We start from the raw sequence: 20,138 nt of genomic DNA, 5'->3' as shown, positions 1-20,138 counted from the left end.
TGATCCACCGCTTTCGCGAGCAAGCCCGCTCCCACACAAGCCAGCTCCCACAGTTGATCTCCATCGGTCTTGAGATACTCATCCCAACGCATCCCCCCACCCAGTACCCAAGTAGCATAGGGCCCACCCCCCGGCCTTCGTACACTGACGCCTTAGAGGGGGAACCAACGATGCACAACAGTGAAGGCGTAGTCAGCGCCATGTCCCAGGCCACCGATCCAGGGCAGGCCGCTGAAGAGTTGGCTCGCCAACTGCTGCATCCGTACCTGGGCTTTGTGCTGTTTTTCTGTTCCGCCGGCTACGACTTGCAGGCCCTCGGCCAGGCCTTGCAGCAGTGCTTCGGCAATGTGCGCGTGGTCGGCTGCACCAGCGCCGGCGAGATCACGCCCCAAGGCTATGGGCGCAATTGCATCACCGCGATGGGCTTCAACCACGCGCACTTTTCCATCGCCACCGAACTGATCGATGAGGTCGAGCACTTCAGCCTGATCGGCGCCCAGGACATGGTCGAACGCCTGGTCGGCGGCTGTCGCAGCAACACCCTGGCGCCGATCAAGGGCAACACCTTTGCCCTGACCCTGCTCGACGGCTTGTCCAGCCGTGAAGAAATGGTGCTCGCCGCCCTCAGCGCCGCCCTCGGCGATATCCCGCACTTTGGCGGCTCAGCCGGGGATGACAACTTCCTCACCCACACCCACGTGTACTTCAACGGCGTGTTCCACAGCGGTGCGGCGGTGGTGGTGCTGGTCAATACCTGGCTGGATTTCGAAGTGTTCACCACCCACCACATCCTGCCGCGCACGGAAAAACTGGTGGTGACCGGCGCCGACAGCCCATCCCGCCGGGTCTTCGAACTCAACGCCGAACCCGCCGCCGAAGAGTACGCGCGGCACATCGGCGTGGCCGTAGCCGACCTTGACCATCGCACCTTCGCCGCCCACCCGCTGGCGGTGCGCATCCACGACCAGTACTACGTCCGCGCGATCCAGCAGGTGCATGCCGACCTCAGCCTGAGTTTCTACTGCGCAGTGGAGAACGGCATTGTGCTGACCCTGATGCAACCGGGCCCGATCCTGCCCAACCTGCAAGACTTGTTCGACGGCCTGCACGCGCGCCTCGGCGACCTGTTGCTGACCATCGGCTGCGACTGCTTCCTGCGGCGCATGGAGCTGGAAGACAACGGCCACCTGGAACAGATCGGCAACTACCTGCAAGGCCAACGGGTGCTGGGCTTCAACACCTACGGAGAACAGTTCAATGGCATGCACATCAACCAGACCTTCACCGGGGTCGCCATTGCCCGTGGCCGACGCTGAACTGCACGCCCAGGTTGCCCAACTGCAACAGGCCAACCACAAGCTGGCGCGGATCAACGCGGCGCTGATCGAGCGCATCGAGTCCGGCATGACCCAGGGCAACAACCCCTACACCACGTTCCAGCATTCGGTGGTGCTGGCCGAGCAGGTGCGCGAACGCACCGACGCGCTGAACCAGGCGATGGCCGAGCTCAAGGCCAGCAACCACCTGCTGATTAACGCGCGCCTGCGCGCCGAAACCCTGCGCGGCGAACAGGCGGCTGCGCAAAAGGCCCAGGAAAGCGAACGCTGGATTCGCCTGATAACCGACAACGTGCCAGCGCTGATCGGCTACCTGAATGCCGAGCTGGTCTACGAGTTCACCAATAAAGTCTACGAAGAATGGTACTGCTGGCCGCGCGGCATGATGCTCGGCCAGAGCCTGCGCGAAGTGCACAGCGAGCAGCACTGCCAGCGCCTCGACGCCTACGTCGCCCGCGCCCTGGCCGGGGAGAGCGTGACCTTTGAATTCGCCGAAACCAACATCAACAACCAGGAGCGCTACATGCTGCGCTCCTATGTGCCGAACATGCTCGCCAGCGGCGAAGTGGTGGGCATCTTTGTGCTGATCCGCGACATCACCGAACGCCGGCGCACCGCCGAAGCCCTGCACCAGGCCTACCAGCACCTGGAGCAGCGCGTGGCCCAGCGCACCTCGGAACTGACGTCGCTCAACGATCAGCTGTTGCAGGAGATCGACGAACGCCGGCGCATGGAAACCCGCCTGCGCGAAGCCAAGCAGGAGGCGGAAAAAGCCAACCTGTCGAAAACCAAATTCCTCGCCGCCGTCAGCCACGATCTGCTGCAACCGCTGAACGCCGCGCGGTTGTTCACCAGCGCATTGTTGGAACGCCCCAACGAAACCCTGGTGCGCAACGTCAGCAATTCCCTCGACGACGTGGAAAACCTGCTGGGCACCCTGGTGGATATTTCCAAGCTCGACGCCGGGGTTATCAAGGCCGATATTGCGCCGTTTGCCCTCAGCGAACTGCTGGAAAACCTCGCCGCCGAGTACACCGAACTGGCCCGCGCCGAAGGCCTGGCATTGCACTTCGTCGCCTGCTCGGCGCTGGTGCGCAGTGACATCCAGCTACTGGCGCGGATCCTGCGCAACCTGCTCAGCAACGCCTTGCGCTACACCTACAAAGGCCGCGTGGTGCTGGGCTGCCGACGCCAGCAGCAGCGCTTGCTGATCCAGGTGTGGGACAGCGGCATGGGCATTGCCGAGGAGCGCCTGGAGGAGATTTTCCAGGAGTTCAAGCGCGGTGATGTGCAACGCCCGGACCAGGATCGCGGGCTGGGCCTGGGCCTGGCCATCGTCGAGAAAATCGCCGGGATTCTTGGTCATCGCATCAGCGTCAAATCCTGGCCGGGCAGGGGTTCGATGTTTTCCGTGGAAGTGCCCGTGAGCGCTACCGCACCGAAGTCCTTGCCGCTGCCGTCCATGAGCGAGGCGCTGCTGGAACGTTTGCAGGGCGCACGGGTGTGGGTGCTGGATAACGACGCGGCGATCTGCGCGGGCATGCGCACATTGCTGGAAGGCTGGGGTTGCCGGGTGACGACTGCGTTGTCGGAGCAGGACCTGGCGCGGCAGGTGGACAACTACCATGCCGAGGCTGACCTGTTGATTGCCGACTACCACCTGGACGACGACCAGAACGGCGTCGACGCCGTGGCCCGCATCAACGCCCGGCGCGGCAGTGCGATCCCGGCGTTGATGATTACCGCCAACTACAGCAATGAGTTGAAGCAGCAGATTCGCGAGTTGGGGCATACCCTGATGCACAAGCCCGTAAGGCCGATGAAATTAAAAACAGCGATGAGTCACTTACTCGGCCGCCCCTGACAAAACGCATATCAATATGTGGGAGCGGACTTGCTCGCGAATGCAGTGTGTCAGTCGCTGGAGATATTGACTGACCCACCGTATTCGCGAGCAAGCCCGCTCCCACAGTGGATCTTCATAGGGCAGGAAGGTCAGCGGCGCAGGTACGAACCGAAGTCGATATCCCCGGCACTCAGGATCGCCTGCACCCGGTTATGCACATTCAACTTGCGCAAGATCGCCGACACATGGGCCTTCACCGTGGTCTCGGCAATCTCCAGGGTGTAGGCAATCTGCTTGTTCGACTCACCCTTGGTCATCCGCTCCAGCACCAGTAACTGCTTGCGCGTCAGGGCTTGCAACAGTTCCGGGGCGAAGCCCGGGGTGTCGTTCATGCGCCGTTGGTTGGGGTTTTTCTGCGTGCGGATGATGTCGGGCGGCAGGTACACGTTGCCGTTGAGGATCTGCTGGATCGCCTCGGTCATTTGCAGGCGCGGCGACGACTTGGTGATAAACCCCACGGCGCCGTAGGTGATGGCTTGCAGCACGATCTGCTTGTCCTGTTCGGCCGAGACGATCACCACCGGGATGGTCGGTGACTCGTTGCGCAGGTTGATAAGGCCATTGAGGCCGTGCATGCCGGGCATGTTCAGGTCCAGCAGGATCAGGTCGAGGTCGTCGTGTTCCTGGGTCAGGGCGAGGGCGCTGTCGAGGTCGGCGGTTTCCATCACATCACTGCCGGGGAAACCGTCGCTGATCACGTTGTGGATCGCTTCGCGAAACAGCGGGTGATCGTCGGCGATCAGGATTTTGTACATGGCCGTTCACCTTCTTGTTGTGGTTTTTTATTGAAAGGGCTCGGGTGTCGCAGCCATCACTGGCAGTTTTGCCGCTTCCCATGCATCCAGGCCGTCCCGGTACCAGTACACCGAGGTATAGCCCAGATTGGCGGCTCGTTTTACCGCGTTCCAACTCAACCAGCAATCGGAGCGGCAGTAGAAGACCAACGGCCGTGCAAGGTTGCCGCCGGTGAATTTGTACAGGTGGCGCACGAAGTAGCCTTGCCATTCCGGCGTGAGGTCGCCGTCGCCGGTATTCGCCAGCCAGTGGCTGCCGGGCAGGTTGGCGTGGGGCTGGTCTTCGATGAAGCGGCCTTGCAGCCATTGGCGGCGATACACGTCGATCAGCACCGGCGCGGGCGTCTGGTTGAGCAGGGTTTGCAAGGCCGGGGTGTCGACGATGGTCGCACCGGGTGCCTGGTCGGGCGTGGGGCTGCGGTACAGGCTGGTACGGTAGCCGTCGGCGGAAAACAGTGGGGTGTCGGCCTGGGCGTTGGCTGCGATCAAGCAGAGCAACGCCAACAGGGGCAGTCGGGCGGGCAGCATGGCGGGTCAATCCTTATCGTTATGCCGCCATTACACGCCAGTCCCACTGCCTTGGGAATGCGACGATAGACAGGAAAACCAGTACCAAAGTAGTAGATCAGCCTTTTTTGCGCAGGGCCGCGTGTTGTGGATTGAAGGTCAGCACCGCCAACAGCGTGAACACCAAGGTCAGCCCCAGGCACACCAGCAGGGCCAGGCCGGCGAAGCGCTCATACAGGGCAAAGCGCACCAACTCCACCGCGTGGGTGAAGGGGTTGACCGCGCACAGCCAGTACAACCACTCGCTGGAGTCGCGCATCTTCCACAGCGGGTAGAGCGCCGACGACAGGAAGAACAGCGGGAAGATCACGAAATTCATCACCCCGGCAAAGTTCTCCAGCTGGCGGATCGCATTCGACAACAGCAAGCCCAGCGCGCTGAGCATCAACGCCACCAGCAACAGCGCCGGCAAGGCCGTCAGCAAGCCCATGGCCGGCGGTTGCACGCCATACACCCAGGCAATCGCCAGGAACCCGTACACCTGCAACAGTGAAATCAACGACGTGGCCACCAGCTTGCTGCACAGCAAAAACGTGCGCGGCAGCGGGCTGGTGAGCAGCACGCGCATGCTGCCCATCTCGCGGTCGTAGACCATCGCCAGCGAGCCCTGCATGCCGTTGAACAGCAGGATCATGCAGGCCAGCCCCGGGATGATGTAGACCTCGTAGGGGATGTAGGTGTCGTAGGGTTCGATCACCGAGATGCCCAGCGCCGCCCTGAAGCCTGCGGCGAATACCAGCAGCCACAGCAACGGGCGCACCAGGGCGCTGAGAAAGCGCGTGCGCTGCAACACAAAGCGCAGCCATTCGCGCAGGACGATGCCGCTGAAACACTGCCAGTAGGCGTTCATGCCGCCACCCCTGCACAGGTCAAGCGCGCGAACAAACCGCCGAGGTCGTCGCCTTGTTCGTGCAGCAGTGTGTCGAGTTGCCCGCTGGCCACCAGGCGGCCCTGATGCAGGATCATCAAGGCGTCGTCGGCCTGCACTTCGTCGAGCAAGTGGGTGGTCCACAGCACACTGATGCCCTGGTCCCGACACAGCGTGCGTACGTGTTGGTTCAGCGCCAGGCGACTGGCCGGGTCGAGGCCGACGCTGGCTTCATCGAGCAACAGCAGGCGTGGCTGGTGCAGCAGGGCGCGGGCGATTTCCACGCGGCGGCGGTGGCCACCGTTGAGTTCGCGGACCTTCTCCCGGCGCCGCTCGTCCAGCGTCTGGCGCTCCAGTTCGGCCTCGACCCGCAACCCGGTCTGGCGCCGCGACAGCCCATGCAGCGCGGCGTGGTAGCGCAGGTTCTGTTCGACGCTGAGGTCCAGGTCCAGGGTGCTTTGCTGGAACACCACGCCGAGTTGGCGCAGTGCTGCACGGGGCGCCTCGCGCAGGGAATGACCGCCGACCTGGATGTCGCCGCCCTGCAAGTCATACAGCCGCGTCAGCAACGCAATCAGCGTCGATTTGCCCGCACCATTGGGCCCCAGCAACGCGGCAAACCGCCCGGGCGCCAGGCTGAAACTCTCGTCACGCAAGGCCTGTCGCGCGCCATACGCAAAGCTGATGGCGCGGGCGTCCAGCGCGTTCATGGCGTGACCACCACGCCCCACGGATAACGCCCGACCTTGACCGACTTGAGCACCTTGCGGCTGTCCACGTCGATCACCGACACGTCGCCGCTCACGCCGTTGGTGGCGAGCAACTGTTTTTCATCCGGGGTGAATGCCAGCTGCCACACGCGGCGGCCCACCAGCAGGTAGTCGAGGATCTCGTAGGTCTTGGCGTCGATCACCGCCACATGGTTGGCCGGGCCGAGGGCGACAAACCCGTACTTGCCATCGGCACTCAGCTTGATGCCCACCGGCTGCACCTTGTCGGGGTGCACGCCCTTGATCTTGAAGGTCAGGGTCTTGAGGATCGCGCGGCTGGCCACGTCGAGGACGGTCACGGTGCCGCCGATTTCCGCCGAGGCCCACAGTTGCGAGCCGTCGTGGTTGAACTCGACGAAGCGCGGGCGCTGGTCCACCAGGGTGCTGTCGGCCAGGGTCTGGGTGCTGGTGTCGATCCAGTGCAGCATGTTCGTGGTTTCGCTGGTGTTCACCGCCCACTTGCCGTCCGGGCTCACGGCCATGCCTTCGGGCTCGACGCCGACGTTGACCTGGGCGAGCACTTTGGAAGTCTCGGTGTCGATCACCGTGACCAGCGCATCGTCTTCGTTGGAGACGTACAGCCAGCGGTTATTGGGGTGCAGGGCAAATTGCTCGGGGTCTTTGCCGGAGGGCAGTTCCTTGATGATCTTGCGCGTGGCCACGTCCATCACTTGCACGCGGTCCGAGTCGCTGGCGCAGATGTACAACAGCTTGTTGTCGTGGGACAGCAGCAGGCCGCGCGGGCGCTGGCCGACCTTGAGGGTGTCGGTGACTTGCAGGGTCTGCAGGTCGATCAGGCTCAGGCTGTTGTCTTTTTCGTTGGAGACCCAGGCCGTGGCGGCCACGGCGTGTCCGGCGGCAAGCAGCAGGGCGCAGGAGAGCAGGGTGCGGCGCATGGCGTATTCCTTATTGTTGTTGTGTGTGTTCAGGGAAAGCGGCAGGTCACCTCGGGTTTGTCGTAGCCCAGGCTGTCCATTTCGTTGAAGGGGTGCAGGAAACCGTCCTGGGGCGAGGTGCTCACCAGCGCGCGCGGTTGCACGATGGGGATCGGCTGGCGCAGCTGGCCATTCCATGGGCGGTAGCTGAGCTTGCGGCCCTTGAAACCGTCCAGCGGCAGTTGCTCGCTGATCTGCAGCTGGCGGATGCTCATCGGGTCGACCTGGCGCAGCTTGCTTACCGCACTGGCCACGCTGCGCACCGCCATCCAGGCGGCGAAGTCGCGGTCGTTCATCCAGCGCCCGGCGAGGGCTTCGAAGCGTTTTTGCAGTTGGGCGGCGCCGTAGGTTTCCACTGTCTTGTGCCAGCCGGTGGGCGTCAGGCCCTGGGTGCCGGCAACGGGGCGCGGGTACCAGGTCTGGTAGGGCACGTATTCGCCAAAATCGCCGCGCTCGTCGGCCACCAGCACCACATCGTATTCGGCGGTCTGGGTGAACAGCGGCATATCGGCCTGGGCGCTGCGGCGTTGGTCGTTGTCGAAGCGCCATGCCTTCTCCGCCACCAGTTGCACGCCGAAGCGCTTGGCGGCGCGGCGCAGGGCGGCGGCGTAGGCGTGGTCATCCTCGGTGGGGCCGACGATCAGCAGCGCCTTCTGCCATTTGCGCACCACCAGGAACTGCGCCAGCGCGTCGGCGAGCATGGCGCGGCTGGGCAGCGTGTGCAGCACGTTGCCCAGGCAGGCGGTGCTGCGCAGGCTGTCATCGGGGCTGCCGGCGTTGAACAGCAGGCTGTCGGGCAACGCGGCGCTGAGTTGGCGCAGGCTGGCGGCGGGGGCGTTGACCACGAACAGGCGCAGGCCCTGGTCGTGCTGGTGTTGCGCGGCGGCGAGCAGCGCCTCGGGGCTGTCCACCGTGGCGTCGGTCAGGCTGTAGCGCTGGTTGAGGAATGCGCCGGTGCTGTTGCTGTCGATGATTGCCAGTTCGGCGCCGCGCAACCCGGCATCGGCCGGTTCGGGGATCACGTTGGACAGCAGCGGCCCCGGGTCCGGTCGATAGCCCAGGTAGCCGATCTGCACCTGCAAGGGTGCCTCGGCGGCCTGGCCGGCGGTAGCCCAGGTGAGTGCCAGCAGGCAGATCACGGCGAAAGGGTTGCGCATAAGGCACTCCATGACAGGTAGCGCCAGCATATAAAGCCCGGTTACCCCTGCAAATATGCAGAAAGTAGCGCTGGGGCAGTACCAAGGTAGTAGCTCGCCGCGCGCGGCGGGGTCTTAGCATGGAGCCTCAATAGACTGTTCAGGAGTGGGACATGTCAGCGCTGTGGCGCATCAACCTGTGGGTCTGCGGCTTTTTCGCCGTGGTCACCTGCGCCTGCACCGCGCTGCTGATGCACCAGGCCTTGGCCGATGTGGAGCGCGAGTTGCAATCGGCCGAGGCGGTGGTGCATTACCTGAGTGAAACCGCCGCCCGCGACCCCGCCAGCCTGCAACCGCGGCTCACCGCCAGCCTGCGCCATGTGCGCGTGCAGTGGCTGGGGCCTGACGCAACCCTGCCAGCGCCGGAGCAAGACGGGCTGGACGCCTGGCTCGGGCGCCTGCTGTTCGCCCAGGCGCGCCACAGTGCCGAGGTGCTGGACTTGGCCGATGGCCGACGGGTTTCCATCGCCGTCGACCCGCGTGACGAGATCGACGAAGTCTGGGACTCCTTGCAGCAACTGCTCGGCCTGTGTGCCCTGGCATTGGCCCTGAGCCTGTTGACCATCCGCTGGGCGGTGCGCCGTGGCATGGGCGTGTTGGATGAATTGCTGCTGGCCCTGCAACAGGTGTGCAGCGGCCGCCTCAACGTGCGCCTGCGCAGTGCCGGGGCGCCCGAAGCGCAACAACTGGCGCAGCACTTCAACCGCATGACCGCCGCCCTCGAACAGGCGCGCACCGACAACACCCGCCTCACCCAAACCCTGCTGGCGGTGCAGGAACAGGAGCGCACCCGCCTGGCCCAGACCCTGCACGATGACCTCGGCCAGTACCTGGCGGGGATTCGCGCCCAGGTGTGCCTGTTGCCGCTGATCGCCCATCAACCCGCGACGCTGGCGCGCACCGTGCAGTTGCTGGAAGAGCACTGCGAACACTTGCAGCAGGGCTTTCGCGAGCTGGTCCACGACCTCTATCCGGTGGCCCTGCACCACCTGCCGATGGCCGAGGCGTTTGCCATGCTGGTGACGCAATGGCGCGCCAGCCATGGCATCGGCTGCCAACTTCACGTCAGCCAGGCGCTGCCGCCATTGTCGCCGGCCAACAAGACCCACCTCTATCGCTTGCTCCAGGAAGCCCTGACCAACATCGTGCGCCACGCCGACGCCAGCCAGGTGCGCGTGCGCCTGCAACATCGCGGCACGCGCCTGCGCCTGTGGGTGCGCGACAACGGCCAGGGCGCGAGACAACCCCAGCGCCCCGGCGTTGGTCTGCACTCGATGTACGAACGCGCCCGTTGCCTGGGCGGTGAATTGAAGATCGTCAGCCACCCCGGCAAAGGCTGGGCGCTGGCGCTGGACATGCCTGCGGAGGCGTTATGAATATTCTGTTGGTGGATGACCACGCCGTGGTCCGCCAGGGCTACGCCAGCCTGTTGCGCGCGTTGCTGCCGGCGATTGAAGTGCGCGAGGCCGCCAGTGGCGAAGAGGCCCTGGCACGGGTGCACGAGGCGGTGCCGAACCTGGTTATCATGGATTTCGGCTTGCCCGGCATCAGCGGCTTGGAAACCACCCGGCGCCTGCGCCAGCGCTTACCGCAACTGCGGGTGCTGTTTTTCAGCATGCACGATGAACTGCCCCTGGTACGCCAAGCGCTGGACGCCGGCGCGGCGGGCTACCTGACCAAAAGCTCGGCGCCCCAGGTGTTGATCGAAGCGGTGCGGCGCATCCTCGACGGCCACGCCTACATCGAACAACCCCTGGCGACCCAACTGGCTTGCCAGCCCACCGACCCGCGTTTGCACAGCATGACCCCGCGCGAGCTGGAGATTTTCCTGATGCTCGCCAAAGGCACTCCGGCACGGCAGATTGCCGAGCAGCTGAGTATCAGCAGCAAGACCGTGTCCAATCACCTGACGCTGCTCAAGAGCAAATTGCAGGTGAGTTCCCATGCCGAACTGGTGCATGTGGGGATTGATCTGGGGGTGGTGAGAGTCGCCGGCTAATGCCTGATGTACACCGAGCCCTGTGGGAGCTGGCTTGCCTGCGATGGCATCGCTGCGGTCTGACTGACAGACCGAGTTGCCTGCATCGCAGGCAAGCCAGCTCCCACAGTGGGCCGGGTTCACAGATCAAAATGGGGTGTTCTAGCGATCCCAGGTGGTCGGGCAGTCCTTGCAGCCTTCCATATTGGCGTCCTGAAAGTTGGCGTAGTGCTGGCGGCTACCACTCAAGGTGGCCTGCTCCAGGTTGCTTTCCCCAAACTTGGCTTCTTGCAGGTTCGCATCGCTGAGGTCCGCCCCTTGCAGGTCGGCCTTGCTCAACCAGGTCATTTCCAGGTCGGCCGCGCGCAGGTTGGCCTTGTGCAGCTTCGCCCCCGACAGCCGCGCGAATTGCAGGTAGGCGCCGCTGAGGTTGGCGTTTTCAAATTGCGCGCCCTGGGCAAACAATCCCCAGCCTTGCACGGCCATCAGCGTGGCGCCGGTAAAGTCGGCGAGGCGCAGGTTGGCTTGTTGCAGGCTGGCGCGGGTGAGGTTGGCGCCTTGCAGTTGGGCTTTTTCCAGGTTGACCAGGTCGAGGTTGGCGTGGCGCAAATCCGCATCGCGCAGGTCGGCGCCGGCCAGGTTCATGCCGCTGAGGTTCTGGTTGCGCAGGTTGGCACCTTTGAGGTTGGCGCCGGGGCATTGGCTGTGTTCGGCGAGGGTGCAGCCGTTGATGATTAAGGGGGCGTCGTCGCCATCGTCGGCGTGGGCGAGGGGCAGGGAAAGCAGGACGAGTAACGGTAGATATCTCATTGCAATACCTCTGTGGCGAGGGAGCTTGTCGAAGCGTCGAACCGTCCCTCTCGACTGCGCAGCAGTCGCAAAACCTGGCTGCACAGTGTTGCTGGAGGAAAAGCGGGGCCGCTTCGCAGCCCGGCGGGAGCAAGCTCCCTCGCCACAAAAGCGGGCCCCGCATTAGCTAAAGGTTATTTTTGCGCAGTCTTCTGATCCCAACTCGGGATCTTGAACACCCAGAATGACCCACCCTGTGCCACCGGTTTGGTCAACTCAGCCATGTCGCCACCCCACAGCGGCACCGCGCCGCCGTAGCCGACAGTCACGCCGATGTACTGCTCGCCATCCTGTTCCCAGGTGATCGGCGGGGAGACGATGCCGCTGCCGGTCTGGAACTTCCACAGTTCCTTGCCGGTTTTCGCGTCGAAGGCCTTGAAGAAACCATCGCCGGTGCCGGTGAACACCAGGTTACCCTTGGTCGCCAGCACGCCGGCCCACAGCGGCAGGTGTTCCTTGTGCTCCCACACCACCTTGCCGGTGGTCGGGTTCATCGCGCGCAGGGTGCCGACGTGGTCGTCGTACATGCGCTTGATGCGGAAGCCCATGCCCAGGTAAGCCGAGCCCTTCTTGTAGTTGACCTCTTCGGTCCAGTATTCCTCTTTCCACTGGTTGCCGGGGATGTAGAACAGGCCGGTGTCCTGGCTGTAGGCCATGGGGTTCCAGTTCTTGCCACCGAGGAACGGCGGCGACACTTCCACCGGCTTGCCCTTGGTTTCACCCGGCAGCGGCTTGGCCGGGCGCTGGCCTGGGTTTTCCACGGGGCGCCCGGTCTTCAGGTCGATATGGCTGGCCCAGGTGATGTTGTCGACGAACGGGAAAGCGTTTTGCAGCTTGCCGTTGTTGCGGTCCACCACATAGAAGAAGCCGTTGCGGTCGGCGTGGCCGGTGGCCTTGGTGACCTTGCCGTCCTTGTCCTTGTAGTCGAACAGCACCAGTTCGTTGTTGCCGGAGAAGTCCCAGGCATCGTTGGGCGTGTGTTGGTAGAACCACTTCACTTCGCCGGTGCTGGGGTCGACGCCGACCTGGCCCGAGGTGTAGAGGCTGTCGAAGTCGTGGGGGTTGCCGTCCTTGGAGGTGCGCGCCCAGGTATTCCACGGGCCGGGGTTGCCGGCGCCGACGATGATGGTGTTGGTTTCGGCATCGAAGCTCGCGCTCTGCCAAGGGGCGCCGCCGCCGTGGCTCCAGGCTTCGACCTTGCCGGTTTCGGTGGTCGGGTCATCCGGCCACGACGGCGCCTTGACGTCGCCGGTGGGGGTGCTGTCCTTGCCGTTGAGGCGGCCCATGTGGCCTTCGACGAAGGGGCGCATCCACACTTCTTCGCCGGTGTCCGGGTCGCGGGCATACAGCTGGCCGACCACGCCGAATTCATCGCCGGAGCTGCCGTGGATCAGCAGCACTTTGCCGGTGACCTTGTCTTTGATTAGCACCGGTGCGCCGGTCATGGTGTAGCCGGCGGCGTGGTCGCCGAACTTCTTGTTCCACACCACTTTGCCGGTGTTTTTGTCGAGGGCGATCAGGCGCGCGTCGAGGGTGCCGAAGTAGATCTTGTCGCCAAAGATCGCCGCGCCACGGTTGACCACGTCACAGCAGGGGCGAATGTTGTCGGGCAGGCGGTGGTTGTAGGTCCACAGGCGTTTGCCGGTCTTCGCGTCGAGGGCGAACACGCGGGAATACGAGCCGGTGACGTAGACCACGCCGTCGCTGACGATGGCCTGGGATTCCTGGCCGCGTTGCTTCTCGTCGCCAAAGGAATAGGACCAGGCGGGCGTGAGCTTGAACACGTTCTTGTCATTGACCTGGGCCAGCGGGCTCCAGCGCTGGGCGTTGGTGCCCATGCCGTATTGCAGCACGTCCTTGGTGGTCAGGTGGTCGTTGGCGATGTCTTCCCAGGTGACGTTGCGGGTGTGCTTGGCAGGTTCGACGGCGGCAAAGCTCGCCGCACTGAGGGACAGGCTGCCCACCAGCAAAAAGGCTTGCACGGCAAGGCTTAGAGGGGAGCGGGCGGGTAGCGATCTTATTGTCATGGTTGCAGTTCCCAGTGGAGGTTTTGGCCTGCACAGGGTGGTGCGCCGGGGCGGTGGCTGGATACGGAAAAATTCCCGCTGTTGCCGGGAAGACTTCCCGAACCGCCGCTGATTTGGGTGTGCCCCACAAGCCCTACTACCAAGGGATTAGAGTGCGGCCACCAAAGCAGCATACGGTGCCGGACGCCGGGTTCCTAAGATGGTTGCCATAGCCTCTGCAATGGGGTTTGCGTGCAATCTGAGAGGACAACAATAATGACAACAAAACGCAACGCCTTGCTCGTGGCCGGCCTGCTGGTGGGTGTATTCAACGTGGGCGCCGTATGGGCTCATGGCAACGTGGTGCCCCAGGCGGTGGAAACCAAAGGCCTGACGCCGATCAAGGATGCGGGCGTGCCGCTCGATGGCGACGGTTGGGCGGCCAACAACCCGTATCGCAAGTCCCCTGAACACGACAAGGCCGTCGAAATCGGTTCCTCCGCCTACAACCAGAACTGCGCGGCGTGCCATGGGCTGGAAGCCAAGTCCGGGGGTATCGCGCCGGACCTGCGCATGCTTGACGAAGGCGACGCTGGGGATGAGTGGTTTGTCGAACGCGTGCGCCACGGCGCCGTGCGCGACGGCCGCGTGTACATGCCGAAAATGGCCGACTACCTGAGCCAGGAAGCCCTGTGGGCGGTGCGCACCTACCTGGACTCCGTGCGCGTCGAGGAGTAAGCCATGCGCCTGACCAGCCTGGTGTTGAGCCTGGCCTTGCTGTGCTGCCAAGCGGCACAGGCCCAGGTGCGCAGCTATGACCAGATGATCGCCGCCGGCGAGTTGAAAGTGGCGGTGTACAAGGACTTCGCACCCTACAGCTTCGACGACGGAGGCACCCCGCGCGGCGTCGACGTGGAACTCGCCCAGGCCCTGGCCAAGGCCTTGGGCGTGCAACTGAGCCTGATCTGGGCACCGGCCGGCGAGAAACTCGACGACGACCTGCGCGACTACATCTGGCGCGGCAGCCCGTTGCATAACCAGCAACTGGCCGACCTGATGATGCGCGCGCCCTACGACCACGAGTACACGCAAAAGCGCAACGACCAGGGCGAGCTGGAAAACGGCCATGTGGTGATGTTCGGGCCGTACCAGAACGAACAATGGCAGGTGGCCTATGACCGCCGCCGCCTGGACAGCGTGGCCAGTGTGGCGGTGTTCCAGGAACACCCGATTGGCGTGGAAGTGGACAGCGTGCCCTCGTTCTACCTCACCTCGGTGTTCAACGGCCTGCTGGCAGGCAAGACCCGCCACTATGCCAACGTGCCCCAGGCCTTTGCGGCGATGAAAGCCGGGGAGGTCGACGCGGTGATGGCGATGCGTGGCGAGATCGACTGGCAAGTGCATGAAGCCCGCGACCCACAACTGGCCCTGGCGGAAAACGCTTACCCGAACATGGGTCGACAACGTTGGGAGATCGGCATGGCGGTGCATGAGAGCAATCGGCAACTGGCGTATGCCGTGGAGGAGGCGCTGGAAGGCCTGATCCGCGACGGCAGCCTGCAAGCCATCTACCGCCATTACGGCCTGCGCTACGAAGTGCCCGAGATGTACCAATGAACCGGCGCCTGATCTGCCTGCTGGCGTGCCTGTTGCCCTGGGCGGCGCACGCCACCGAGGTGGACCCGGTGCCGTCGGTGATGTGGGCGTTCTATCACAAGCAATTCCTCGACAACGCGCCGTTTGTGTTCGACGAGCGGGTCAAGCTGCTGGCGCCGCCGTTCGCCGAGGATGCGCGGCAGGTGCCGCTGGAGATTGATGCACGGGCGTTCAAGGGCAGGGTGGTGCGCATCTTCGCCTGGGCCGAGTTGAACCCGTTGCCGAAGATCGTCGACTTCCAGCCCAAGGCCGGGGTGTTGCCGTGGCTGGCGCTGCGCATCCGCATCGAGCAGGCCACGCCGTTGCGCGCCGCCGTGCTCACCGATGACGGCGTGTGGCATGTCGGCTCGACGTTGATCGACGCCGCCGGCGGTGGCTGCACCGCGCCGAGCGTGGTGCGCACCCAGCCGGGTTGGGAAGAGCATATCGGCGAAGTGCTCGGCGGGCGCTACCCCCGTGGCGAGTACAGCCGCGTGCGCGTGCAGGTGGCGCACCCGATGGACAACGGCATGGTCAGCGGCATCCCCGAGTTCTACCTCAACCACGCGCAATTAATCGGCGACAACGGCCAGGTCATGGCCGAGCTGGAGCTGTTCCCGGCGGTCAGTGAAAACCCCAACCTGGCCTTCGATATCGAAGGTGGCGGGCAGACGCGCCTGGTCCTGCGTGACAACAGCGGCAACGAATTCGACGCGGCCATCCCCTGACCAGAAGGAGCGCCGTATGCGCTGGATACTGTTGTTGTGCCTGGGCCTGTGCCTGCCCGCCCTGGCCGACATGGACTACGCCCTCAAACCCCGGCAGATCGCCGAGGGCACCTGGCTGCTGGAAGGCAGCACCGACAATTTCGCCAAGGCCAACGGCGGCAATATCGTCAATGTGGCGTTTATCGTCACCGAGGCGGGCGTGGTGGTGATCGACACCGGGCCGTCCAGACGCTACGGCGAAGCCCTGCGCCAGGCCATCGCCAGTGTCACCACCAAGCCGGTGATCCAGGTGTTGCTCACCCATCATCACCCCGACCATGCCTTGGGCAACCAGGCGTTCAAGGATGTGCCCATCGGTGCCCTGGCCGACACCACGAAGCTGCTGCACGAACAGGGCGACAGCATGGCGGAAAACCTCTACCGCATGGTCGGCGACTGGATGCGCGGCACCGAAGTGGTGTTGCCCAGCGAAGTGCTGGAGCCCGGCGTGCGCACGTTTGGCAACCACGATTTGCGCCTGTTGGCGCTGACCGGCCACACCGGCGCCGACCTGGCGATTCTGGACCAGAGCACCGGCGTGTTGTTCGCCGGCGACCTGGTGTTTTACCAACGCGCCCTGACCACGCCCAACAGCCCCGGCCTCGCCGCGTGGCTGGCCGACATCACCACCCTGCAAGGTCTGCCCTGGACCCTGGTGGTACCCGGCCACGGCCCGATTGCCACGGATGCGCAGCCCTTCGCAGAGATGCGCGACTACCTGACCTGGCTCGATCAACTGTTGCGCGACGGCGCCGCCAACGGCAGCGACATGACCGAGATGATCCGCAGCCCCATCCCCGAGCGCTTTGCCGCGATCAGCCTGAGCCGCTACGAACTGATCCGCAGCGTCAGCCACCTGTACCCGCGCTACGAGCGCGCGCAGATGCACCCGCTACTAAGGAACTAGCAAACTCGATACTGCGGTCAATTGTGACAACCGCCCCTGCGCCCAAGAATCTGCACCAGACCGGGAAAATTTCCCGGGTATAACAAAAAACCGCAGAGGTAGCCGTCATGACCCAACCCGCACGTCGCCAACCCTTCGCCTTGAGTGTGTTGCTCGGTGCCATCCTGTTATCCGGCCAGGCCCTGGCCGCTGTCACCGACCAGGACATTCTCCAGGACCCGAAAAACCCCGAGCAGATCGTCACCAACGGCCTCGGCGTGCAGGGCCAGCGCTACAGCCCGCTGGACACGCTGAACGTCGACAACGTCAAGGAACTGCGCCCGGTCTGGGCGTTTTCCTTTGGTGGCGAGAAACAGCGCGGCCAGCAGGCGCAGCCGATGGTCAAGGACGGGGTGATGTACCTCACCGGTTCCTATTCGCGGGTGTTCGCGGTGGATGCGCGCACCGGCAAGAAGCTCTGGCAATACGACGCGCGCCTGCCCGACGACATCCGTCCGTGCTGTGACGTAATCAACCGTGGCGTGGCGCTGTACGGCGACCTGGTGTTCTTCGGCACCCTCGACGCCAAGCTGGTGGCCCTGAATAAGGACACCGGCAAAGTGGTGTGGAGCAAGAAAGTCGCCGACCACAAGGAAGGCTATTCCATCAGCGCCGCGCCGCTGGTCATCAACGGCAAGCTGATTACCGGCGTGGCGGGTGGCGAGTTCGGCGTGGTCGGCAAGATCGAAGCCTACGACCCGAAAAACGGCGACTTGCTGTGGAGCCGCCCCACCGTCGAAGGCCATATGGGCTACGTGTACAAGGACGGCAAGGCGGTGGAGAACGGTATCTCCGGCGGCGAGGCGGGCAAGACCTGGCCCGGCGACCTGTGGAAGACCGGCGGCGCCGCGCCGTGGCTGGGCGGCTACTACGACCCGGAAACCAACCTGCTGCTGTTCGGCACTGGCAACCCGGCGCCGTGGAACTCGCACCTGCGCCCTGGCGACAACCTCTATTCGTCCTCGCGCCTGGCGCTGAACCCGGACGACGGCACCATCAAGTGGCACTTCCAGAGCACGCCCCACGATGGCTGGGACTTTGACGGCGTGAACGAGTTGATCTCGTTCAACTACACCGAGGGCGGCAAGGAAATCAAAGCCGCCGCCACCGCCGACCGCAACGGTTTCTTCTACGTGCTGGACCGCACCAACGGCGAGTTCATCCGCGGCTTCCCGTTCGTCGACAAGATCACCTGGGCCACCGGCCTGGATAAAAACGGCCGGCCGATCTACAACGACGCCAGCCGCCCCGGCGCGCCGGGCAGTGAAACCAAGGGCACCTCGGTGTTCGTCGCCCCGGCCTTCCTCGGTGCGAAAAACTGGATGCCGATGGCCTACAACCGCGACACCGGGCTGTTCTACGTGCCGTCCAACGAGTGGGGCATGGACATCTGGAACGAAGGCATCGCCTACAAGAAAGGCGCGGCGTTCCTCGGCGCGGGCTTCACCATCAAGCCGCTGAACGAAGACTACATCGGTGTGCTGCGCGCCATCGACCCGAAAACCGGCAAGGAAGTATGGCGCCACAAGAACTTCGCGCCGCTGTGGGGCGGGGTGCTGACCACCAAGGGCAACCTGGTGTTTACCGGTACGCCGGAAGGCTTCCTGCAGGCGTTCAACGCCAAGACCGGCGAAAAAGTCTGGGAATTCCAGACCGGCTCCGGTGTGCTCGGCTCGCCTGTGACCTGGGACATGGACGGCGAGCAGTACGTCTCGGTGGTCTCCGGCTGGGGCGGCGCGGTCCCGCTGTGGGGCGGTGAAGTGGCCAAGCGCGTGAAGGACTTCAACCAGGGCGGCATGCTCTGGACCTTCAAGCTGCCCAAGGAGCTGGTGGCCAAGCACTAGTTCTACGACCAAATGACCATAGCCCCCCTGCCAACGGCGCATACGCCCGGCGGCGGGGGCTCTTTACTATCGGCTCATCGCCTGTTGACCGACAGGCCCGGACCCCGACAGAGGCCTCACCATGATCTACGCACAACCCGGCACCCCTGGCACCATCGTCAGCTTCAAGGCGCGCTACGGCAATTACATCGGCGGTGAATTTGTCGCACCGATCGATGGCAACTACTTCACCAACACCTCGCCGGTCACCGGCGAAGTCATCGCCGAGTTCCCGCGCTCCAGCGCCGCCGACATCGAAAAAGCCCTCGACGCCGCCCACGCCGCCGCCGATGCCTGGGGCAAGACCAGCGCCCAGGATCGCTCCCTGGTGCTGCTGAAAATCGCCGACCGCATCGAACAACACCTGGAAGTGCTGGCCGTCGCCGAAACCTGGGACAACGGTAAGGCCGTGCGCGAAACCCTCAACGCCGACGTGCCCCTGGCCGCTGACCATTTCCGCTACTTCGCCGGCTGCATCCGCGCCCAGGAAGGCGGCGCCGCCGAAATCAACGAACTGACCGCGGCCTATCACTTCCATGAGCCGCTGGGCGTGGTCGGGCAGATCATCCCGTGGAACTTCCCGCTGCTGATGGCCGCGTGGAAACTCGCCCCGGCGCTGGCCGCCGGTAATTGCATCGTGCTCAAGCCAGCCGAGCAGACGCCGCTGTCGATCATGGTGTTTGCCGAGCTTATCAATGACCTGCTGCCACCGGGCGTGCTGAACATCGTGCAAGGCTTTGGCCGCGAAGCGGGGGAGGCCTTGGCCACCAGCAAGCGCATCGCCAAGATCGCCTTCACCGGCTCCACCCCGGTGGGCGCGCACATCATGCATGCGGCGGCCGAGAACATCATTCCGTCCACCGTGGAACTGGGCGGTAAGTCGCCGAACATCTTCTTCGAAGACATCATGCAGGCCGAGCCTGCGTTCATCGAAAAGGCCGCCGAAGGCCTGGTGCTGGCGTTCTTCAACCAGGGCGAAGTGTGTACCTGCCCATCGCGGGCGCTGGTGCAGGAGTCGATCTACGACGCGTTCATGGCCGAGGTGATGAAGAAGATCGTCAAGATCAAGCGCGGCAACCCGCTGGACACGGAAACCATGGTCGGCGCGCAGGCTTCCGAGCAGCAGTTCGACAAGATCCTTTCGTACCTGAAAATCGCCCAGGAAGAAGGTGCTGTGTTGCTCACCGGCGGCGCGGCTGAGCGTCTGGAGGGTGATTTGTCCAGCGGCTATTACATTCAGCCGACGTTGCTCAAGGGGCACAACAAGATGCGTGTGTTCCAGGAGGAAATCTTTGGGCCGGTGGTGGGGGTGACTACGTTCAAGGATGAAGCTGAAGCGCTGGCGATTGCCAACGATAGTGAGTTTGGCTTGGGTGCTGGGTTGTGGACCCGTGATATCAACCGTGCTTATCGCATGGGGCGGGCGATCAAGGCGGGGCGTGTTTGGACCAACTGCTATCACCTGTATCCGGCGCATGCGGCGTTTGGGGGGTATAAGAAGTCGGGGGTGGGGCGTGAGAATCATAAGATGATGTTGGATCATTATCAGCAGACGAAGAATTTGTTGGTGAGTTATGACGTTAATCCGTTGGGGTTCTTTTAGTCGGGTTGTGTACATATCCGTTATTTAGGTAACGGCCACCTATGGTTCCGCTCTTACAGCGGGTCACTTTGGAAAAGCCCCAAAGTAACCAAAGGGCT

The 20,138-nt window shown here is 63.9% G+C and carries 18 protein-coding genes; 10 read left to right on the top strand and 8 right to left on the bottom strand.

Annotation, left to right across the window (positions count from 1 at the left end):
* Positions 1–170 precede the first annotated feature (170 nt).
* Both nosP and NUV89_RS17930 read left to right on the top strand, forming a co-directional pair.
* Complete coding sequence (gene nosP / locus NUV89_RS17935) at positions 171–1,316, top strand: nitric oxide-sensing protein NosP (RefSeq protein ID WP_257782359.1); 1,146 nt, start codon at positions 171–173, stop codon at positions 1,314–1,316.
* Entirely contained in the window at positions 1,258–3,201 is a 1,944-nt protein-coding gene (locus tag NUV89_RS17930; RefSeq protein ID WP_374684509.1) for a NahK/ErcS family hybrid sensor histidine kinase/response regulator, read from the top strand. Before nosP ends, NUV89_RS17930 begins: the two co-directional genes overlap by 59 nt.
* A gap of 131 nt (positions 3,202–3,332) precedes the next feature.
* Here the strand turns inward: NUV89_RS17930 and NUV89_RS17925 are convergent, their stop codons facing one another.
* From NUV89_RS17925 to NUV89_RS17900, 6 genes are all read right to left on the bottom strand, one after another.
* Positions 3,333–3,998, bottom strand: coding sequence for a response regulator transcription factor (locus NUV89_RS17925; RefSeq protein ID WP_257782358.1), 666 nt, complete (start codon positions 3,996–3,998; stop codon positions 3,333–3,335).
* Between the two features lie 27 nt (positions 3,999–4,025).
* The gene (locus NUV89_RS17920) at positions 4,026–4,565 is read right to left on the bottom strand and encodes a PQQ-dependent catabolism-associated CXXCW motif protein (protein WP_257782357.1); all 540 of its coding nucleotides are present in this window, start codon (positions 4,563–4,565) and stop codon (positions 4,026–4,028) included.
* Between the two features lie 97 nt (positions 4,566–4,662).
* Positions 4,663–5,454 (bottom strand): ABC transporter permease, encoded by a 792-nt coding sequence (locus tag NUV89_RS17915; RefSeq protein WP_257782356.1) that lies wholly within the window; start codon positions 5,452–5,454, stop codon positions 4,663–4,665.
* The gene (locus tag NUV89_RS17910) at positions 5,451–6,182 is read right to left on the bottom strand and encodes an ABC transporter ATP-binding protein (RefSeq protein ID WP_257782355.1); all 732 of its coding nucleotides are present in this window, start codon (positions 6,180–6,182) and stop codon (positions 5,451–5,453) included. Before NUV89_RS17910 ends, NUV89_RS17915 begins: the two co-directional genes overlap by 4 nt.
* Positions 6,179–7,138, bottom strand: coding sequence for a YVTN family beta-propeller repeat protein (locus NUV89_RS17905; RefSeq protein WP_257782354.1), 960 nt, complete (start codon positions 7,136–7,138; stop codon positions 6,179–6,181). Before NUV89_RS17905 ends, NUV89_RS17910 begins: the two co-directional genes overlap by 4 nt.
* A 29-nt stretch (positions 7,139–7,167) precedes the next feature.
* Positions 7,168–8,334 carry an ABC transporter substrate-binding protein gene (locus NUV89_RS17900; RefSeq protein ID WP_257782353.1) on the bottom strand — a complete coding sequence of 389 codons (1,167 nt, stop codon included), beginning with the start codon at positions 8,332–8,334 and terminating at the stop codon, positions 7,168–7,170.
* Positions 8,335–8,486: 152 nt separating this feature from the next.
* Here NUV89_RS17900 and NUV89_RS17895 point away from each other — a divergent pair, with 152 nt between their 5' ends.
* Together NUV89_RS17895 and NUV89_RS17890 are read left to right on the top strand one after the other, a co-directional pair.
* Positions 8,487–9,749, top strand: a complete 1,263-nt coding sequence (locus NUV89_RS17895) for a histidine kinase (RefSeq protein ID WP_257782352.1) — start codon at positions 8,487–8,489, stop codon at positions 9,747–9,749.
* Positions 9,746–10,372: a response regulator transcription factor gene (locus NUV89_RS17890; RefSeq protein ID WP_017735447.1), complete on the top strand. Its 627-nt coding sequence runs from the start codon at positions 9,746–9,748 to the stop codon at positions 10,370–10,372. Before NUV89_RS17895 ends, NUV89_RS17890 begins: the two co-directional genes overlap by 4 nt.
* Positions 10,373–10,513: 141 nt before the next feature.
* Here the strand turns inward: NUV89_RS17890 and NUV89_RS17885 are convergent, their stop codons facing one another.
* Complete coding sequence (locus NUV89_RS17885) at positions 10,514–11,161, bottom strand: pentapeptide repeat-containing protein (RefSeq protein ID WP_257782351.1); 648 nt, start codon at positions 11,159–11,161, stop codon at positions 10,514–10,516.
* Between the two features lie 173 nt (positions 11,162–11,334).
* Entirely contained in the window at positions 11,335–13,227 is a 1,893-nt protein-coding gene (exaA, locus tag NUV89_RS17880) for a quinoprotein ethanol dehydrogenase (RefSeq protein WP_257782350.1), read from the bottom strand.
* 255 nt (positions 13,228–13,482) lie between these two features.
* Here exaA and pedF point away from each other — a divergent pair, with 255 nt between their 5' ends.
* The 6 genes from pedF (at position 13,483) to NUV89_RS17850 (ending at position 20,040) form a co-directional block, all read left to right on the top strand.
* Positions 13,483–13,944, top strand: a complete 462-nt coding sequence (pedF, locus tag NUV89_RS17875) for a cytochrome c-550 PedF (protein ID WP_257782349.1) — start codon at positions 13,483–13,485, stop codon at positions 13,942–13,944.
* 3 nt (positions 13,945–13,947) lie between these two features.
* A complete protein-coding gene (locus tag NUV89_RS17870) occupies positions 13,948–14,823 on the top strand; it encodes an ABC transporter substrate-binding protein (RefSeq protein ID WP_257782348.1) in 876 nt (291 codons plus the stop codon).
* Positions 14,820–15,569: a quinoprotein dehydrogenase-associated SoxYZ-like carrier gene (locus NUV89_RS17865; RefSeq protein WP_257782347.1), complete on the top strand. Its 750-nt coding sequence runs from the start codon at positions 14,820–14,822 to the stop codon at positions 15,567–15,569. The genes NUV89_RS17870 and NUV89_RS17865 overlap by 4 nt, the downstream gene beginning before the upstream one ends.
* A gap of 16 nt (positions 15,570–15,585) precedes the next feature.
* Positions 15,586–16,515, top strand: a complete 930-nt coding sequence (locus NUV89_RS17860) for a quinoprotein relay system zinc metallohydrolase 1 (protein WP_257782346.1) — start codon at positions 15,586–15,588, stop codon at positions 16,513–16,515.
* A gap of 107 nt (positions 16,516–16,622) precedes the next feature.
* Positions 16,623–18,398, top strand: a complete 1,776-nt coding sequence (locus tag NUV89_RS17855; protein ID WP_257782345.1) for a PQQ-dependent methanol/ethanol family dehydrogenase — start codon at positions 16,623–16,625, stop codon at positions 18,396–18,398.
* A 121-nt stretch (positions 18,399–18,519) separates the two neighbouring features.
* Positions 18,520–20,040: an aldehyde dehydrogenase family protein gene (locus NUV89_RS17850; RefSeq protein ID WP_257782344.1), complete on the top strand. Its 1,521-nt coding sequence runs from the start codon at positions 18,520–18,522 to the stop codon at positions 20,038–20,040.
* Positions 20,041–20,138: the final 98 nt, after the last annotated feature.

This window comes from Pseudomonas sp. 18.1.10, assembly GCF_024655625.1.
In the GTDB taxonomy this organism is placed as follows: domain Bacteria; phylum Pseudomonadota; class Gammaproteobacteria; order Pseudomonadales; family Pseudomonadaceae; genus Aquipseudomonas.
This window is presented reverse-complemented; position numbering and strand designations above follow the sequence as displayed.

Excerpts from the sequence above, each read along its gene's own strand:
- nosP (WP_257782359.1), top strand. The coding sequence starts at position 171 with ATGCACAACAGTGAAGGCGTAGTCAGCGCCATGTCCCAGGCCACCGAT.
- NUV89_RS17930 (WP_374684509.1), top strand. The coding sequence starts at position 1,258 with ATGGCATGCACATCAACCAGACCTTCACCGGGGTCGCCATTGCCCGTG.
- NUV89_RS17925 (WP_257782358.1), bottom strand. The coding sequence starts at position 3,998 with ATGTACAAAATCCTGATCGCCGACGATCACCCGCTGTTTCGCGAAGCG.
- NUV89_RS17920 (WP_257782357.1), bottom strand. The coding sequence starts at position 4,565 with ATGCTGCCCGCCCGACTGCCCCTGTTGGCGTTGCTCTGCTTGATCGCA.
- NUV89_RS17915 (WP_257782356.1), bottom strand. The coding sequence starts at position 5,454 with ATGAACGCCTACTGGCAGTGTTTCAGCGGCATCGTCCTGCGCGAATGG.
- NUV89_RS17910 (WP_257782355.1), bottom strand. The coding sequence starts at position 6,182 with ATGAACGCGCTGGACGCCCGCGCCATCAGCTTTGCGTATGGCGCGCGA.
- NUV89_RS17905 (WP_257782354.1), bottom strand. The coding sequence starts at position 7,138 with ATGCGCCGCACCCTGCTCTCCTGCGCCCTGCTGCTTGCCGCCGGACAC.
- NUV89_RS17900 (WP_257782353.1), bottom strand. The coding sequence starts at position 8,334 with ATGCGCAACCCTTTCGCCGTGATCTGCCTGCTGGCACTCACCTGGGCT.
- NUV89_RS17895 (WP_257782352.1), top strand. The coding sequence starts at position 8,487 with ATGTCAGCGCTGTGGCGCATCAACCTGTGGGTCTGCGGCTTTTTCGCC.
- NUV89_RS17890 (WP_017735447.1), top strand. The coding sequence starts at position 9,746 with ATGAATATTCTGTTGGTGGATGACCACGCCGTGGTCCGCCAGGGCTAC.
- NUV89_RS17885 (WP_257782351.1), bottom strand. The coding sequence starts at position 11,161 with ATGAGATATCTACCGTTACTCGTCCTGCTTTCCCTGCCCCTCGCCCAC.
- exaA (WP_257782350.1), bottom strand. The coding sequence starts at position 13,227 with ATGACAATAAGATCGCTACCCGCCCGCTCCCCTCTAAGCCTTGCCGTG.
- pedF (WP_257782349.1), top strand. The coding sequence starts at position 13,483 with ATGACAACAAAACGCAACGCCTTGCTCGTGGCCGGCCTGCTGGTGGGT.
- NUV89_RS17870 (WP_257782348.1), top strand. The coding sequence starts at position 13,948 with ATGCGCCTGACCAGCCTGGTGTTGAGCCTGGCCTTGCTGTGCTGCCAA.
- NUV89_RS17865 (WP_257782347.1), top strand. The coding sequence starts at position 14,820 with ATGAACCGGCGCCTGATCTGCCTGCTGGCGTGCCTGTTGCCCTGGGCG.
- NUV89_RS17860 (WP_257782346.1), top strand. The coding sequence starts at position 15,586 with ATGCGCTGGATACTGTTGTTGTGCCTGGGCCTGTGCCTGCCCGCCCTG.
- NUV89_RS17855 (WP_257782345.1), top strand. The coding sequence starts at position 16,623 with ATGACCCAACCCGCACGTCGCCAACCCTTCGCCTTGAGTGTGTTGCTC.
- NUV89_RS17850 (WP_257782344.1), top strand. The coding sequence starts at position 18,520 with ATGATCTACGCACAACCCGGCACCCCTGGCACCATCGTCAGCTTCAAG.